15 protein-coding genes and 1 pseudogene are annotated in these 14810 nt (G+C 75.0%); 10 read left to right on the top strand and 6 right to left on the bottom strand.

What is annotated here, in order from left to right; translation table 11 throughout:
- Positions 1 to 64: 64 nt before the first annotated feature.
- The gene (locus DQE82_RS09745; protein ID WP_030500278.1) at positions 65 to 694 is read right to left on the bottom strand and encodes a TIGR03085 family metal-binding protein; all 630 of its coding nucleotides are present in this window, start codon (positions 692 to 694) and stop codon (positions 65 to 67) included.
- A 193-nt stretch (positions 695 to 887) separates the two neighbouring features.
- Between DQE82_RS09745 and DQE82_RS09740 the strand changes: the two genes are divergently transcribed.
- Both DQE82_RS09740 and DQE82_RS09735 read left to right on the top strand, forming a co-directional pair.
- Positions 888 to 2756 carry an ABC transporter ATP-binding protein gene (locus DQE82_RS09740; RefSeq protein WP_181373759.1) on the top strand — a complete coding sequence of 623 codons (1869 nt, stop codon included), beginning with the start codon at positions 888 to 890 and terminating at the stop codon, positions 2754 to 2756.
- Positions 2753 to 4543: an ABC transporter ATP-binding protein gene (locus DQE82_RS09735; protein ID WP_043329513.1), complete on the top strand. Its 1791-nt coding sequence runs from the start codon at positions 2753 to 2755 to the stop codon at positions 4541 to 4543. Before DQE82_RS09740 ends, DQE82_RS09735 begins: the two co-directional genes overlap by 4 nt.
- A gap of 4 nt (positions 4544 to 4547) precedes the next feature.
- Here the strand turns inward: DQE82_RS09735 and rpsD are convergent, their stop codons facing one another.
- The gene (gene rpsD, locus DQE82_RS09730) at positions 4548 to 5156 is read right to left on the bottom strand and encodes a 30S ribosomal protein S4 (protein WP_064445248.1); all 609 of its coding nucleotides are present in this window, start codon (positions 5154 to 5156) and stop codon (positions 4548 to 4550) included.
- A gap of 67 nt (positions 5157 to 5223) precedes the next feature.
- On the opposite strand from rpsD, the gene DQE82_RS09725 reads away from it, so the two are divergent.
- Complete coding sequence (locus DQE82_RS09725) at positions 5224 to 5958, top strand: DUF2470 domain-containing protein (protein ID WP_043329514.1); 735 nt, start codon at positions 5224 to 5226, stop codon at positions 5956 to 5958.
- An 11-nt stretch (positions 5959 to 5969) separates the two neighbouring features.
- On the opposite strand, the gene DQE82_RS09720 is transcribed toward DQE82_RS09725, so the two are convergent.
- From DQE82_RS09720 to DQE82_RS09710, 3 genes are read right to left on the bottom strand one after another with little or no spacing between them, the layout of a single operon-like run.
- The gene (locus DQE82_RS09720) at positions 5970 to 6566 is read right to left on the bottom strand and encodes a TetR family transcriptional regulator (RefSeq protein ID WP_030500283.1); all 597 of its coding nucleotides are present in this window, start codon (positions 6564 to 6566) and stop codon (positions 5970 to 5972) included.
- Complete coding sequence (locus tag DQE82_RS09715) at positions 6563 to 7318, bottom strand: ABC transporter permease (RefSeq protein WP_113972523.1); 756 nt, start codon at positions 7316 to 7318, stop codon at positions 6563 to 6565. Before DQE82_RS09715 ends, DQE82_RS09720 begins: the two co-directional genes overlap by 4 nt.
- Positions 7315 to 8037, bottom strand: coding sequence for an ABC transporter ATP-binding protein (locus DQE82_RS09710; RefSeq protein ID WP_113972522.1), 723 nt, complete (start codon positions 8035 to 8037; stop codon positions 7315 to 7317). The genes DQE82_RS09715 and DQE82_RS09710 overlap by 4 nt, the downstream gene beginning before the upstream one ends.
- Before the next feature lie 110 nt (positions 8038 to 8147).
- Here DQE82_RS09710 and DQE82_RS09705 point away from each other — a divergent pair, with 110 nt between their 5' ends.
- The 5 genes and pseudogenes from DQE82_RS09705 to DQE82_RS09690 all read left to right on the top strand — a co-directional run bounded on the left by DQE82_RS09705 (position 8148) and on the right by DQE82_RS09690 (position 12033).
- Positions 8148 to 8537 (top strand): MerR family transcriptional regulator, encoded by a 390-nt coding sequence (locus DQE82_RS09705; RefSeq protein ID WP_069089041.1) that lies wholly within the window; start codon positions 8148 to 8150, stop codon positions 8535 to 8537.
- 150 nt (positions 8538 to 8687) lie between these two features.
- Positions 8688 to 9335 (top strand): annotated as a pseudogene (locus DQE82_RS31085) (phosphoribosyl-AMP cyclohydrolase); the annotation flags it as partial.
- A 180-nt stretch (positions 9336 to 9515) separates the two neighbouring features.
- Positions 9516 to 9929: a phosphoribosyl-AMP cyclohydrolase gene (gene hisI / locus DQE82_RS31080; RefSeq protein WP_043331113.1), complete on the top strand. Its 414-nt coding sequence runs from the start codon at positions 9516 to 9518 to the stop codon at positions 9927 to 9929.
- Complete coding sequence (locus tag DQE82_RS09695) at positions 9926 to 11479, top strand: anthranilate synthase component I (RefSeq protein ID WP_043329521.1); 1554 nt, start codon at positions 9926 to 9928, stop codon at positions 11477 to 11479. Before hisI ends, DQE82_RS09695 begins: the two co-directional genes overlap by 4 nt.
- Positions 11476 to 12033, top strand: a complete 558-nt coding sequence (locus tag DQE82_RS09690; protein ID WP_069089042.1) for a Trp biosynthesis-associated membrane protein — start codon at positions 11476 to 11478, stop codon at positions 12031 to 12033. Before DQE82_RS09695 ends, DQE82_RS09690 begins: the two co-directional genes overlap by 4 nt.
- Here the strand turns inward: DQE82_RS09690 and DQE82_RS09685 are convergent.
- Positions 12026 to 12301 (bottom strand): hypothetical protein, encoded by a 276-nt coding sequence (locus tag DQE82_RS09685; protein ID WP_069089043.1) that lies wholly within the window; start codon positions 12299 to 12301, stop codon positions 12026 to 12028. The genes DQE82_RS09690 and DQE82_RS09685 overlap by 8 nt on opposite strands.
- Positions 12302 to 12744: 443 nt before the next feature.
- Here DQE82_RS09685 and trpC point away from each other — a divergent pair, with 443 nt between their 5' ends.
- Both trpC and trpB read left to right on the top strand, forming a co-directional pair.
- Positions 12745 to 13548, top strand: coding sequence for an indole-3-glycerol phosphate synthase TrpC (gene trpC, locus DQE82_RS09680; protein ID WP_030271968.1), 804 nt, complete (start codon positions 12745 to 12747; stop codon positions 13546 to 13548).
- Positions 13549 to 13583: 35 nt separating this feature from the next.
- Complete coding sequence (trpB, locus tag DQE82_RS09675) at positions 13584 to 14810, top strand: tryptophan synthase subunit beta (RefSeq protein WP_030500291.1); 1227 nt, start codon at positions 13584 to 13586, stop codon at positions 14808 to 14810.

Genomic DNA, 14810 nt, shown 5'->3' with positions numbered 1-14810 from the left:
AACGTTATCGAACGCCGGGTGTCCACATTCTACGATCGCCTGGGTGGACGGGCGGAAACGTCTGTCACAGGCCCAGTTCGGCGGTACGCAGACGCTCGGCGCGCTCGGCCGGACCGTCCACCTGGACCCGGGCCACCCGCTGCCGCCCGGTGAGGAACAGCACGAGTTCCCCCGGCGCGCCGACCAGCCGCAGCCGCTCGCCGCCGCCACCGGCCCGCAGCTCGCCGTGCCCCGGCGCCTGCACCAGCACCTCGGCCGGGAAGCGCCGCAGCGCCATCCGGGCCAGCAGGGCGACCCGCTTCCAGAGCACCGCCTGCTGCCCGGCCGGCAGGTCACGCGGCTGCCAGCCCGGCCGGGCCCGGCGGACGTCCTCGTGGTGGATGAAGAACTCCATCCCGTTCGCGATCTCGTCGGTGAGCGGGTTGCTCACCGGGCTCCACACCGGGGGACGGCGGACCCGGGCGATCAGGTCGGCGTACGGCCCGGCGGCGATCCGCCTGCGGACCGACTCGCCGTAGCCGCGCAGCGGCGGCAGCAGGATCCCGCCCGCCGCGTCCGGCCGGCGCTCCCGCACCAGCAGGTGCGCCGCCAGGTCGCGGGTGGTCCACCCCTCGTTCACAGTCGGCGCGTCCGGTCCCAGCTCCAGCATCAGGTCGGCGAGCGCCTCGCGCTCCGTTCGGGCGTACCGCGGCATGGCCCGATCGTAGGCCCGTCGCGGCCGATCGGCGCGCCACGCCCGGCGCTACGGCGGGCCGCGAGCATCGAGGGCCGGTGTCCGCCCAGGTCCGGTGCGAACGTGACGGCGGACATATCCCGGCCGGGTCGGCGGAGCTGGCGGCGAGCGGTAAGGATGGGGGAGAAAATTGCGGCTTACGGCGGGGGCGAACGTGGCGAGCGGGACAAGTCGGGACGTGCTCGGCAGAGGGCTACGGGTGCTCGGCCGGGCCATCCGGGAACAGCCGCGGATCTTCGCGGTGGCGGTCAGCGGCAGCGTGCTGTTCGGCCTCCTGGTGATCGCCAGCGCGTACGTGGTCGGCGGGGTGGTCGGCAAGGTCGTCGTGCCCGCGGTCGAGCGCGGCGAGGTGGCCCGCGGGACCCTGGCGCTGGCCGCGGCGGCGCTGCTCGGCATCAGCGTGCTGCGGGTCGTCGGCATCTTCGGCCGGCGGCTCGGCGCCGGTTACATGCAGTACCGGCTCCAGGCCGCCTACCGCCGCCGGGTCACCCGCCGCTACCTGGAACTGCCGCTGGCCTGGCACCACCGCAACTCCACCGGCACGCTGCTGTCGAACGCCAACTCCGACGTGGAGGCGGCCTGGTACCCGATCGCGCCGCTGCCGTTCGCGGTCGGCACGCTGGTGATGCTGGTCGGCGCGGTGGCGTCACTGTTCGTCACCGACTGGGCGCTGGCCCTGGTCGGCCTCGCCGTGTTCCCCGCGCTGTTCGCGCTCAACGTGGTCTACTCCCGCCGGATGGCGCCCCGGCAGGCCCGGGCGCAGCGGCTGCGCGCCGAGGTCAGCGGCATCGCGCACGAGAGCTTCGACGGCGCGTTGGTGGTCAAGACGATGGGCCGCGAGGCCCAGGAGACCGCCCGTTTCGCCGCCCGCGCCGGCGAGCTGCGGGACGCGCTGATCTCGGTCGGCCGGCTGCGCGGCGTCTTCGACCCGATGCTGGAGACGCTGCCCAGCCTCGGCACGCTCGCCGTGCTGGTGGTCGGCGCGATCCGGCTGCGGCAGGGCGCGATCACCGTGTCCGAGCTGGTCAGCGTCGCGTTCCTGTTCACCGTGCTGGCCTTCCCGGTGCGCGCCATCGGCTGGGTGCTGGCCGAGCTGCCGCGCAGCGTCGCCGGGTGGGACCGGGTGCGCCGGGTGCTCGACGCGACAGGCGAGATGCCGTACGGCACGAGGACGCTCGACCCGGCCACCCGTACGCCGGCCACGCTCGCGTTCCACGACGTGCACTTCGCGTACGAGCCGGCCGAGGCGCACCTGCCCGGCGCCCAGGTGCTCGGCGAGGTGACGTTCACCGTGCCGGCCGGGAAGACCGTCGCCCTGGTCGGGCCCACCGGTTCGGGCAAGTCCACGATCGCGTCGTTGGCCGTGCGCCTGGTCGACCCGGGCGCCGGGCGGGTCACGCTGGACGGCGTGGACGTGCGGGAACTGACCGCCGCCTCGCTCGCCGGCAACGTGGCGCTGGTGGCGCAGGTGCCGTTCGTCTTCGACGACACGGTCCGGGCCAACATCGCGCTGGACCGGGCCGGCATCGGCGACGACGAGGTGTGGGCGGCGCTGCGGCTGGCCGAGGCGGACGGCTTCGTGGCCGCGCTGCCGGACGGGCTGGACACCATGGTCGGCGAGCGAGGCACCTCGCTGTCCGGCGGGCAGCGGCAGCGGCTGACGCTGGCCCGGGCGCTGGCCGGACGCCCCCGGCTGCTGGTGCTCGACGACGCCACGAGCGCTGTCGACCCGCGCGTCGAGGCGGCCATCCTGGCCGGGCTGCGCGCGCCCGCCGACGGCGGCGCCCCGGCGTCGATCCTGGTGGTGGCGTACCGCCGGGCCACCATCGCGCTCGCCGACGAGGTGATCTACGTGGAGCAGGGCCGGGTGGTCGCCCGCGGCGCCCACACCGAGCTGCTGGCCACCGTGCCCGGCTACGCCGACCTGGTCACCGCGTACGAGCAGGCCGAGCAGGAACGCGAGCAGAAGCAGACGTACGACGAGGTCACGCCGCTGGCCTCCGGCCTGGAGGTGGAGCGGTGAGCGCGACGACGGCGGAGGCGGACCGGAGCACCGAGACCACCGAGTCGACCTGGCAGACGTTGCGGCGCGGGCTGGCGCTCTCCCCGGAGCTGCGCACCGGTCTCGCCGGCACGCTCGCGCTGGCGCTGGTCTACATGGTCGGCCGGGTCGCCGTGCCGGTGGCGGTGCAGCGCGGCATCGACCACGGCATCGTCGGCGGGCTCGACCTGAACGTCATCTCGCTCACCGTGGCGATCACCGCCGGGGTGCTGGTGGTCACCACCGCCTGCGGCTACCTGATGATGCGCCGGCTGTTCACGGTGAGCGAGACGGCCCTGGCCGGGGTGCGCACCCGGGCGTTCCGGCACGTGCACGACCTGTCCATGCTGCACCAGCAGTCCGAGCGGCGCGGCTCGCTGGTCTCCCGGGTGACCAGCGACGTCGACCAGATCACCCAGTTCCTGCAGTGGGGCGGCGTGATCCTGATCGTCAACCTGGGCCAGCTGCTGGTGACCACAGCGGTGATGCTCGCGTACTCCTGGCAGTTGACGCTCGTGGTGCTCGTCGCGTTCGCGCCGGCGGTGCTGGTGATCCGGCAGTTGCAGCGCCGCCTCGCCGGGGCCTACGGCCTGGTGCGGCAGCGCACCGGCACGCTGCTCGGCGCGATCGGCGAGAGCGTGGTGGGCGCGCCGGTGATCCGGGCGTACGGCATCGCCGGGCGGACCGCGCGGCGGCTCGACACGGCCATCGACGGTCAGCGGGTGGCCCAGCAGCGGGCGATCCGGATCAGCATCATGGGCAGCTCGGTGGGGGAGCTGGCGGCCGGGCTGGCGCTGGCCGGCGTGGTCGTGGTCGGGGTGAGCCTGGGCGTCGACCGCACGCTGTCGGTCGGCCAGCTCACCGCGTTCCTGTTCCTGGTCACGCTCTTCATCCAGCCGGTGCAGATCGCCACCGAGGTGCTCAACGAGGCGCAGAACGCGATCGCCGGCTGGCGCCGGGTGCTGGACGTGCTGGACGTCTCCCCGGACGTGGCCGACCCGGGCGAGCAGGGGCGGGAGCTGCCGCCCGGGCCGCTGGACGCCCGGTTCGCCGGCGTGACGTTCGCCTATCCGGGCGGCCCGCCGGTGCTGCACGACGTGACGCTGGACATCCCGGCCAAGAGCCGGGTGGCGGTGGTGGGCGAGACCGGCAGCGGCAAGACCACGTTCGCCAAGCTGCTCACCCGGCTGATGGACCCGACCGAGGGCGCGGTGCTGCTCTCCGGCGTCGACCTGCGGCAGGTGCGTTTCGACTCGCTGCGTTCCCGGGTGGTGATGGTGCCGCAGGACGGCTTCCTGTTCGACGCCACGGTCGGGGAGAACGTCCGCTTCGCCCGCCCCGACCTGACCGACGAGCGGCTCACCGCCGCCTTCGGCGAGCTGGGCCTGGCCGACTGGCTGGACGGGCTGCCGTCCGGGCTGGACACGCCGGTCGGTGAGCGCGGGGAGGCGCTCAGCGTCGGCGAGCGGCAGCTCGTGGCGCTGGCCCGGGCGTACGTCGCGGACCCGGACCTGCTGGTGCTGGACGAGGCGACGAGCGCCGTCGACCCGGCCACCGAGGTACGCCTGCAACGCACGCTCGACGCGGTGACCCGGGGGCGGACCACTCTCGCCATCGCGCACCGGCTGTCCACCGCGCAGGCGGCGGACGAGGTGATCGTGGTGGACCGGGGCCGGATCGTGCAGCGCGGCCCGCACGACGAGCTGGTCCGCGACACCGACTCGGTGTACGCGCTGCTGTACGCGTCCTGGTTGGAGCAGACCCGGTAACCGGTCAGCGGGAGTAGAACTCCACCACCAGTTGCTCGTCGCAGACCACCGGTACCTCGTGCCGGGCCGGTTCGCGTACCAGCGTGGCGCGCAGCTGCGCCGGCTGCGCCGACAGGTACGGCCGGGGTTGCGCGTCGGCGTGCGCCCCGGCGGCGGCGAGCTGGAACGGCGGCAGCGTGCGGCTGCGCTCGCGTACGCCGACCACCTGGCCGGGCCGCAGCCGGTACGACGGCCGGTCGACCTTGCGCCCGTCCACGGTGATGTGGCCGTGCCCGACGAGCTGGCGGGCCTGGTAGATGCTGCGGGCCAGCCCGGCCCGCAGGACCACCGCGTCGAGGCGTCGTTCCAGCAGCGCGACGAGCGTGTCGCCGGTCTTGCCGGCGGCCCGGGCGGCCTCGTCGAACAGCCGGCGCAACTGGGCCTCGCTGACGTTGTACTGGTGGCGCAGCCGCTGCTTCTCCAGCAGCCGCACCTGGTAGTCGGAGGTGGTGCGGCGGGACCGGCCGTGCACGCCCGGGGGATAGGGGCGCCGCTCGAAGTACCGCACGCACTTGCGGGTCAGCGGGATGCCGAGGGCCCGGGAGAGCCGGGCTTTGGGCCGGGGGTGGTTCACGGGGGCGTCTCCGATCGTCTAGCCTGCTTCTTAGGTAAGCCTAACCTATCTTGAGGAGGTCGGGATCATGCGGCCCAGCCCGGCGGAGATCGTGCGAACCCTTGTCGCGGGCCGGTTGCCCGCCCTCGTCCACCTGGCCCGGCACCCCGGCCCGCACCAGGTCCGGCACGCCGTCGACCCGGACGGGCGGGTGCTGCTGCTCGTACCCGTGGTCAGTGACCTCGCCGCGGCGCTCGTGCCGCCGGCGGGCGACGCCGACGTGGCCGCCGTGCTCGACGTGCTCGACCTGCCGCCGGCGGCCGGGGCGCCCTCGCTCGGCCGGGCCTGGGTGTCCGGCTGGGCGACGCGGCTGAACGGGGACGAGGCGCGCGACGCGGCTGTCGATTTCGCCGCCACCGACCCGGTCGCCGATCTGCTCGATGTGGGCAGCCGGTTCCACCTGCACCGCTTCGAGGTGGCCGAGGCCCGCTGGGAACGCGCCGGTCGGGTGCGCCGGATCGACCCGGAGGCGTTCGCGGAGGCCGAGCCGGACCCGCTGCACCCGGTCGAGGCCGCCCTGCTCGCGGATCTGGCCGACCACCACGCCGAGCAGGTCGGCGACTACCTGCGGCGGCGGCTGGACCTGCCCGGCGACCAGATCCCGCGGGTGGTCCGGATCGACAGGTACGGCCTGCTGGTCGCGCACGGGCGGCCCGGCGCGACCCGGCGGGCCCGGCTCGCCTTCCCCCGGCCGGTCGCCGACGTGGCGGAGCTGTCCCGCCTGCTGCACCCGATGCTCTGCCCCCGGGCGGCCGCGGCCTGAGCCGCGACGGCTCAGGTGATGTCGCCGGTGAGGTACCGCTGGACCGTCGGGCCGACGGCGGCCACCAGCGTCGCCGGCTCGGCGGTGGCGACCGCGTCGAGGCGGAGCACGTACCGCATCATCGCCAGCCCGGCGAGCTGGGTGGCGACCAGGCCGCCGCGCAGCGCGCGCTGCGCCGGGTCGACGTCGAGCTGGTCGAGCACCCGCCGCAGCACCTGCGTGACCAGGAACTCGCGCAGCAGGCGCGCGGTCCAGTCGTTGCTGACCGCCGAGCGCAGCAGCGCCACCGCGGCGGTGCCGGTGGGGGAGTCCCAGACCTCCAGGAACACCCGGACCATCCGCTCGCCGAGCGCGTCCGGGCCGCCGGCGAGCACCGCCGGCAGCAGCCTTCCCGGGTCGGCCGGGAACGCCGTCGCGGCCCGGAACAGCTCCTCCTTGCCGCCGAAGTAGTGGTGCACGAGCGCCGGGTCCACTCCCGCCGCCGCGGCGATGGCCCGGATGGACGCGGCGTCGAACCCCCGCTCGGCGAACGCCTCCCGCGCCGCGGCGAGGATCGCCTCGCGGGTGTCCGGGGTGCCGGGCCGCCGCCCGGTGCGCCGCGCGTTCACCCGCTGCGCCGGCGCAGCGTCGCGGCGGCCAGCACCAGCGCCGCCACCGCCGCCCCGGTCACGATCGCCACGTCCCGCCACATCGTCCCGGTCGGCTCGGCGTGCGCGCCGACCTCCTGCAGCGCCTCGACGACGTACGACAGCGGCAGCGCGTCGCTGACCGCCTGGAGCCAGCCGGCCATCTGGTCGCGCGGCACGAACAGGCCGCACAGCAGCAGTTGCGGCGCCACCACCACCGGCATGAACTGGACCGCCTGGAACTCGGTGCGGGCGAACGCCGAGCAGAACAGCCCGAGCGCCACCGCCAGCACCGCGTTCACCCCGGCGATCAGCACGACCAGCCACGCGCTGCCCGCGGTCTCCAGGCCGAACACCTGGTACGCGACGACCGAGGCGACAGTGGACTGGAGCACCCCGGCCAGGCCGAACGCGATGCCGTACCCGAACAGCAGGTCGAGCTTGCCCAGCGGCGTGGTGAGCAGGCGCTCCAGCGTGCCGGTGGTGCGCTCGCGGAGCATGGCGATGCTGGTCACGAGGAACATGATGATGAACGGGAAGAAGCCCAGCATGATCAGGGCCACCCGGTCGAACGTGCTGGGCGCGCCGGGCGGGGCGGGCTGGTCGACGTACATGAAGTAGACGAGCGTGAGCAGCACCGACGGCACCACCACGAGCAGCGCCACGGTCCGCCGGTCGTGCCGGAGCTGGCGCAGGATGCGCCCGGTGGTGGCGGCCAGGATCCGTCCGTTCATCGCGCCTCTCCCTCGGCGTCGCGGATCAGGCGCAGGAACGCCTCTTCCAGGTCGTCGGTCCCGGTGGCGGCGCGGACCGCGGCCGGGGTGTCGTCGGCGACCAGCCGGCCCTCGCGGATCAGCAGCAGCCGGTCGCAGCGGGCGGCCTCGTCCATCACGTGGCTGGACACCAGCAGCGTGGTGCCGGCGGCGGCCATGGCGTGGAACCGGGCCCACAGGTCGGCCCGCAGCACCGGGTCCTGGCCGACCGTCGGCTCGTCGAGGACGACCAGCTCCGGCTCGCCGACCAGCGCGCACGCGAGCGAGGCGCGGCTGCGCTGGCCGCCGGAGAGCGTGCCGACGAGCTGGTCGGCCGCCTTTCCCAGGCCGACGTCGGTGACCGCGCGGTCGGCCTCGGCGCGGCCCCGGCCCTGGAGCACCGCGAAGTAGCGGGCGTTCTCCCGCACCGTCAGGTCGGCGTAGACGCTCGGCGCCTGGGTCAGGTAGCCCACCCGGCGGCGCAGGTCGGCCGAGCCGGCCGGGCGGCCGAGCACGTCGACCGCGCCGGAGCCGACCGTCTGCACGCCGACCACCGCGCGCATCAGCGTGGTCTTGCCGCTGCCGCTGGGCCCGAGCAGCCCGGTCACCGTGCCCCGGCGCACCCCGCAGGTGATGCCGTGCAGCACCCGCCGCCCGCCCCGGTCGACCACCAGCTCGCGGACCGACACCGCGTCGTCCATGCTCGCCTCCGTCAATTCATCACCCGATGAACTCAACGCTAGATGAATTCCGTCGGCGAGGCAACGAGGGACTTGACTTCGAGTGGGCTCGAACTGGAAGCCTGGAGGGCGTGGACATCAGCACGCGGGAGACGAGCCTCACCGTGGGTGAGGCGGCGGAACGGGTCGGCCTGACCACCTACACGCTGCGCTGGTACGAGCAGGAGGGGCTGGTGGGCCGCGTCGGACGGGACTCCTCCGGCCGCCGGCGCTACACCGAGTCCGACGTCAACTGGCTGTTCCTGCTCACCCGGCTGCGGCGCACCGGGATGCCGGTGCGCGACATGCGCCGCTACGCCGAGCTGGCCCGGCACGGCGACAGCACGCTCGGCGCGCGGCGGGCGCTGTTCGAGGCGCACCGCGCCCGGGTGCTGGCCCGGATGGCCGAGCTGGAGGAGGACCTGAAGGTTCTCGAATACAAGATCGACGCGTACCGGCGGGCGGAGGAGGAGTCGGGCTGAACACCCGGCGGCGGACAGGGAGTCCGGCATCGGAAGATCAGGTTTCGGCACCATGAGGCAGTGGGTCCAGCTCCGTTGTCCGACACCGGGTTCCTCGACCTCTGGGCCGCCCGCCTGCGGCACGCCGCCGACCGGCCGGTCGTCGGGATCATGCTGCGGGGCAGCCACGCCCGGCGGGCCGCCACCGAGCACAGCGACGTGGACGTGGACGTGCTGGTGGCCGCCGACGAGCCACGCGCCACCGGCGGGCCCCGGCAGGTCACGTCCCGCCGCGGCACGCCGTACGCGGCCCGGCGGGCGTACCTGACCGAGTTCGGCGGCCGCCTGGTGCACGTCTCCGTGGCCGCCCGCGACGTCCGCTCCTGGGTACGCCGGCTCGGCCAGCCCGCCGACTGGGCGTTCGGCCTCCCGGTCACCGCGCCGGCCCGGCTGCTCTGGGCGGTGCCGGAATGGCGGCGCCGGATCGACCTGCCGGTGCTCTGCCAGCCCGCCGACGAGCCGCGCCTGGAGGAGTTGATCGCCACGCTGGGCAAGGTCGCCGCCGCGCGCCTGGCCGGTGACCCGGTCGGGGTCCGGCTCGCCGCGGCCGACCTGGCCCGGCTCTGCCCCTCGGTGCTGCGGCCGGCCAACCCGTCGGTGCGCGTGGTGTCCCGCCGGGCCGCCCTGACCGCCGCGCTGGACCTGCCGGTCGCCCCGGCCGGCTACCGCGACGACATGCTCCTCTGCCTCGGGCTGCGCCCCGGCGACCCGGCCGAGGTCGGCGCCGCCGCCGGACGGCTGGTCACCGGCATCCTCCCGCTGGTGCGCCCGTACGCGGCGGAGATCGCCCGGGCCACCGGGACCGACCTGGCCGAGGCGCTCACCGACGGCCGGGCGGACCGCTACCTGCGGCAGCTGGGCCGGGCGCTGGCGACGGTGACGCCCGCCTCCCGGGACACGTCGGCGGTCCCCGGGCCGCGTGCGGGAGAATGGTCAACCGTGCCCGCCCCTGACGCGCCGCTGACCGGCGCCCCCAGTCCCGGCCCGGCCCGGCCGTCCCGGCTCGACCCGGCCATCGCGGCCAAACTCCGCCGCACCCCGGACGGCCTGGTCGCCGCCGTGGTCCGCGCCCACGACACGGGCGAGGTGCTGATGGTCGCCTGGATGGACGACGAGGCGCTGCACCGCACGCTCACCACCGGCCGGGCCACCTACTGGTCGCGCAGCCGCGGCGAGTACTGGGTCAAGGGCGCCACCTCCGGCAACCACCAGTACGTGCGCTCGGTGGCCCTGGACTGCGACGGCGACGCGCTGCTGGTCAGCGTGGAGCAGGTCGGCGCGGCCTGCCACACCGGGCAGCGCACCTGCTTCTTCACCGACCTGCCGGTCAGCTCACCGGAGGAGACCCCGTGACCGACGGCACCGTCAGCCCGGACCGGTCCACCTTCGCCGACCTGGCCGCCCGCTGGCGGGTCGTGCCGGTGACCCGGCGGCTGCTCGCCGACGCCGAGACCCCGGTCGGGGTCTACCGCAAGCTGGCCGGCGGTCCCGGCACGTTCCTGCTGGAATCCGCCGAGCAGGGCGTCGGTTCGGCCGGCACGGCCTGGTCGCGGTACTCGTTCATCGGCGTCCGCAGCAGCGCCACGCTCACCGAGCGGGACGGCGAGGCGCGCTGGACCGGCACGCCACCCGCGGGCGTACCGACCACCGGGGACCCGGTCACCGTGCTCCGCGAGTCGGTCGACGCGCTCGCCGGCCCGGCCTGGGACCCGGCCGGCGGAATGCCGCCGCTGACCGGCGGGCTGGTCGGCTACCTCGCCTACGACCTGGTCCGCCGCTTCGAGCGGCTGCCCGAGCTGACCGAGGACGAGCTGGACGTGCCCGAGCTGGGCATGATGCTCGCCACCGACCTGGTGGTGCTCGACCACTACGAGGGCTCGGCGATCCTGGTCGCCAACGCGGTCCTGCCCCCGCTCGATACGCCCGGGCGGGCGGAGCTGGTCGACGCCGCGTACCACCACGCGGTGGGTCGCCTGGACGCCATGACCACCGCGTTGTCCCGACCGATCCCGCCCATGGTGTCCACCGTCGGCCGGCCGGGCGTCGGCGAGGTGGTCAGCCGGACCCCGGAGGGCGGCTACCCGAAGGCCGTGGCGGCGGCCAAGGAGGCGATCCGCGCCGGCGAGTGCTTCCAGATCGTGCTCAGCCAGCGTTTCGAGCGCCCCACCGAGGCCGACCCGCTGGACGTCTACCGGGTGCTGCGCACCACCAACCCCAGCCCGTACATGTACCTGCTGCGCTTCGACGGCTTCGACATCGTCGGGTCGTCCCCGGAGGCGCACCTCAAGGTCAGCGCCGGCCCGGACGGGCGGCGGCGGGCCCTGCTGCACCCGATCGCCGGCACCCGGCCGCGCGGCGGCTCCCCGGAGGCTGACGCCCGGCTCGCCGCCGAGCTGCTCGCCGACCCCAAGGAACGCGCCGAGCACGTCATGCTTGTCGACCTGGGCCGCAACGACCTGGGGCGGGTCTGCCGGCCGGGCACCGTGGAGGTGCCCGAGTTCGCCACCATCGAGCGCTACAGCCACGTCATGCACATCGTCTCGACGGTGGTCGGCGAGCTGCGCGCCGACCGCACCGCGTTCGACGCGCTCGCCGCCACGTTCCCGGCCGGCACGCTCAGCGGCGCGCCCAAGGTACGCGCCATGGAGATCATCGAGGAGCTGGAGCCGGTGCGGCGCGGCGTCTACGGCGGCACCGTCGGCTACTTCGCCTTCGGCGGCGACCTGGACATGGCCATCGCGATCCGTACCGCGCTGATCCGCGACGGCCGGGCCTACGTGCAGGCCGGCGCCGGGATCGTGGCCGATTCCGATCCGGCCGCCGAGGATCGGGAGACGCGCAGCAAGGCCGCCGCCGTCCTCGCCGCGATCGCGGCCGCCGAGACGCTGCGGGCAGCCCGGTGAGCGCGCCCGGCACCACCGCGCCGTCGGCCCGCGGTCGGCGCGAACTCGCGTACGCGGTGCTGCTCTGCCTGGCCGGGGCGGGCCTGGCCTGCTGGGCGGTGACCCGGACCTGGTCGGTGGAGATGACCGCCCGGGGGTCGCTGCCGCCCGGCCGGGCCGACCGGACCGGCGCGGAGCTGCTGCCCTGGGTGCTGGCGCTGACCTACGTGGGGCTGGCCGGCGGCGGCGCGGTGCTCGCCACCCGGGGCCGCCTGCGCCGGCTGCTGGGCCTGCTGCTGGGCGCGGTCGGCGTGGCCGTGGCGGTCGGCGGCGGGATCGGCCTCGCCGAGGCCGGGGTGAGCCGTCAGTGGCCGGCGCTGGTGGTGGCCGGCGGCCTGGCCCTCGCGTCAGGCGGCGCGTTCACCGCGCTGCGCGCAGCGGGCTGGCCCGCGATGGGCGCGCGGTACGAGCGACGGGCCGTCCCGGCGGTCGAGCCCGGCCGGCCGGCGGTCGAGCGGGGCACCCGGGACGCGTGGGACGCGCTGGACCGGGGCGAGGACCCGACGGTCAGCTGACCGGCTGAGCCTCGCGCGCGTCGCGCCGGCGGCGGGCCGCGGCCCGTGCGGCGGTCAGCTCGGCCACCAGCCGCTCCAGCTCGCGGCGCTGGGCGGCGCGGGCCCGGTCGGCGCAGACGGCCTCCCAGGCGTTGCCCTGGGCGGTACGCGTCCGGCCGTCACCGGCCACCGCGCGCTCCAGCGTGTGCACCACGCCGAAGGCGAGGGAGGCGACGGTCCGGGAGATGGTGGTCAAGCCGATGGTCTGGTTCGGCCCGTTGGCGCTCATGGTCACCCCGCACGAGATGGTTGTCGGCGGTGGTCAGCCGCCGGTGTCGAGTCTGCCCGAGGACGATGCTGCCGGGCTCACGTTTCGCCCTCGTGAAGCACAGGTCAACGGTCCGCCAGGCGGCCCGACCTGGGCAGGGCCGGAGGTCCTTGAGCTTGGTCACAGCCCGGCGCGGGAGCGGTGCTGCGGCGACGGATCAACCGTGGTGAGATGGGGGATGGGTGACGGTCGATGCCAGCGTGGCGCTGCGTGACGTGGCGTTCACCGGAAGTCGGCCATCATGCCACAGCCCATGTCGTGAGGTGCGCCATACCCCCCGGCACTTGTCGCCAGGTGGCGCCCCCTAGCATCGGCCCATGACGCCCGGAGAGGGGAGTCCGTTGGTGACTGCTGAGCATGCGCACGCGGAGGGGGACGACGCCGGAGCGGCGCCGTCCGCAGGCGTGCTCGACGAGATCCTGGCCGGTGTGCGCGAGGACGTGGCCCGGCGGCAGGAGCAGGTTCCGCTGGAGCGGATCCGTGAGCTGGCCGCCGCCGCGCCGCCGCCGCTGGACGCGTACGCGGCCCTGCGCCGGCCCGGCGTGGCCGTGATCGCCGAGGTGAAGCGCTCGTCGCCGTCCAAGGGGCGGCTGGCCGAGATCGCCGACCCGGCGGACCTGGCCGGTGACTACGCGGCCGGGGGAGCGCGGGCGATCAGCGTGCTCACCGAGGGCCGGTGGTTCGGCGGGTCGCTCGACGACCTGGCGGCGGTGCGGGCCGCGGTGAACGTGCCGGTGCTGCGCAAGGACTTCGTCGTCTCCAGCTACCAGGTGCACGAGGCCCGCGCGCACGGCGCCGACCTGGTGCTGCTGATCGTCGCCGCGCTGGAGCAGAACGTGCTGGTCGGCCTGCTGGAGCGAATCGAGTCGCTGGGCATGACCGCGCTCGTCGAGGTGCACACCGAGGAGGAGGCGGACCGCGCCCTGGAGGCCGGCGCGCAGGTGATCGGCGTGAACGCCCGTGACCTGCGTACGCTGGAGGTCGACCGCTCGGTGTTCGAGCGGATCGCGCCCGGCCTGCCGAGCAGCGTCGTCAAGATCGCCGAGTCCGGGGTGCGCGGTCCGCACGACCTGATCCGGTACGCCTCCGCCGGCGCCGACGCCGTGCTGGTGGGCGAGGGCCTGGTCACCCAGAAGAGCCCGCGTGAAGCGGTCGCCGAGCTGGTCAACGCCGGTAACCACCCGGCCACGCCCCGCCCGGTGCGCTGAGCCGCCGGGCCACCCGATCCGAGAGGACGCCCGCGATGAGCGCCGCACCCGCAGCCGGCCAGGTTCCCGACGCCGCCGGTCACTTCGGCCGGTTCGGCGGCCGGTTCGTCCCGGAGGCGCTCGTCGCCGCGCTGGACGAGCTGGACGCGGCGTACCGCAAGGCGATGGGCGACGAGGACTTCCTCGCCGAGTTCGACGCGCTGCTGCGTGACTACGCCGGCACGCCCTCGATGCTCTACGAGGCCCGGCGCTTCTCCGCGCAGGTCGGGGCGCGGGTCCTGCTCAAGCGGGAGGACCTCAACCACACCGGCGCGCACAAGGTCCGCAACGTGCTGGGCCAGGCGCTGCTCACCAAACGGATGGGCAAGCGGCGGGTCATCGCGGAGACCGGCGCCGGCCAGCACGGCGTGGCCACCGCCACCGCCGCCGCGCTGTTCGACCTGGAATGCGTCGTCTACATGGGCCAGGTGGACACCGAGCGGCAGGCGCTCAACGTGGCCCGGATGCGGATGCTCGGCGCCACCGTCGTCCCGGTGACCACCGGCTCGCGCACGCTCAAGGACGCGATGAACGAGGCGATGCGGGACTGGGTCGCCAACGTCGACGACACCCACTACCTGATCGGCACCGCCGCCGGGCCGCACCCGTTCCCGGAGATGGTCCGCGACTTCGTCCGTGGCATCGGCGTGGAGGCCCGCCAGCAGTGCCTGGACCTGACCGGCACGCTGCCGGACGCGGTCGCGGCGTGCGTCGGCGGCGGCTCCAACGCGCTGGGCATCTTCCACGCGTTCGTGCCGGACGCCGGGGTCCGCCTCTACGGCTTCGAGGCCGGTGGCGAGGGCGTCGGGACCGGCCGGCACGCCGCCAGCATCACCGGCGGCTCGTCGGGCGTGCTGCACGGCACCCGCACGTACGTGCTGCAGGACGCCGACGGGCAGACCATCGAGTCGCACTCGATCTCGGCCGGCCTGGACTACCCGGGCGTCGGCCCGGAGCACGCCTGGCTGCACGACACCGGGCGGGCCACGTACCTGCCGGTCGACGACGCCGACGCGATGGCCGCGTTCGAGCTGCTCTGCCGCACCGAGGGCGTGATCCCGGCGATCGAGAGCGCGCACGCGCTGGCCGGCGCCCGCGCGATCGCCCCCCGGCTCGCCGAGGAGCTGGGCCGGGAGCCGTTGATCGTGGTCAACCTGTCCGGCCGGGGCGACAAGGACGTGCACACCGCCGGCGCGTACTTCGGCATCCTCGACAAGGAGTGA

Origin of the sequence: Micromonospora sp. LHW51205 (assembly GCF_003315815.1) — a bacterium.
GTDB lineage: Bacteria > Actinomycetota > Actinomycetes > Mycobacteriales > Micromonosporaceae > Micromonospora > Micromonospora chalcea.
Note: the sequence above shows the minus strand (reverse complement) of the source record. Positions and strands in the feature narration are given on the sequence as shown.

Coding starts and splice junctions, on each gene's coding strand:
- DQE82_RS09685 (WP_069089043.1), bottom strand. CDS start 12,301: ATGAGCGCCAACGGGCCGAACCAGACCATCGGCTTGACCACCATCTCC.
- trpB (WP_030500291.1), top strand. CDS start 13,584: ATGAGCGCCGCACCCGCAGCCGGCCAGGTTCCCGACGCCGCCGGTCAC.
- DQE82_RS09710 (WP_113972522.1), bottom strand. CDS start 8,037: ATGGACGACGCGGTGTCGGTCCGCGAGCTGGTGGTCGACCGGGGCGGG.
- DQE82_RS09715 (WP_113972523.1), bottom strand. CDS start 7,318: ATGAACGGACGGATCCTGGCCGCCACCACCGGGCGCATCCTGCGCCAG.
- DQE82_RS09745 (WP_030500278.1), bottom strand. CDS start 694: ATGCCGCGGTACGCCCGAACGGAGCGCGAGGCGCTCGCCGACCTGATG.
- DQE82_RS09725 (WP_043329514.1), top strand. CDS start 5,224: ATGCGGCCCAGCCCGGCGGAGATCGTGCGAACCCTTGTCGCGGGCCGG.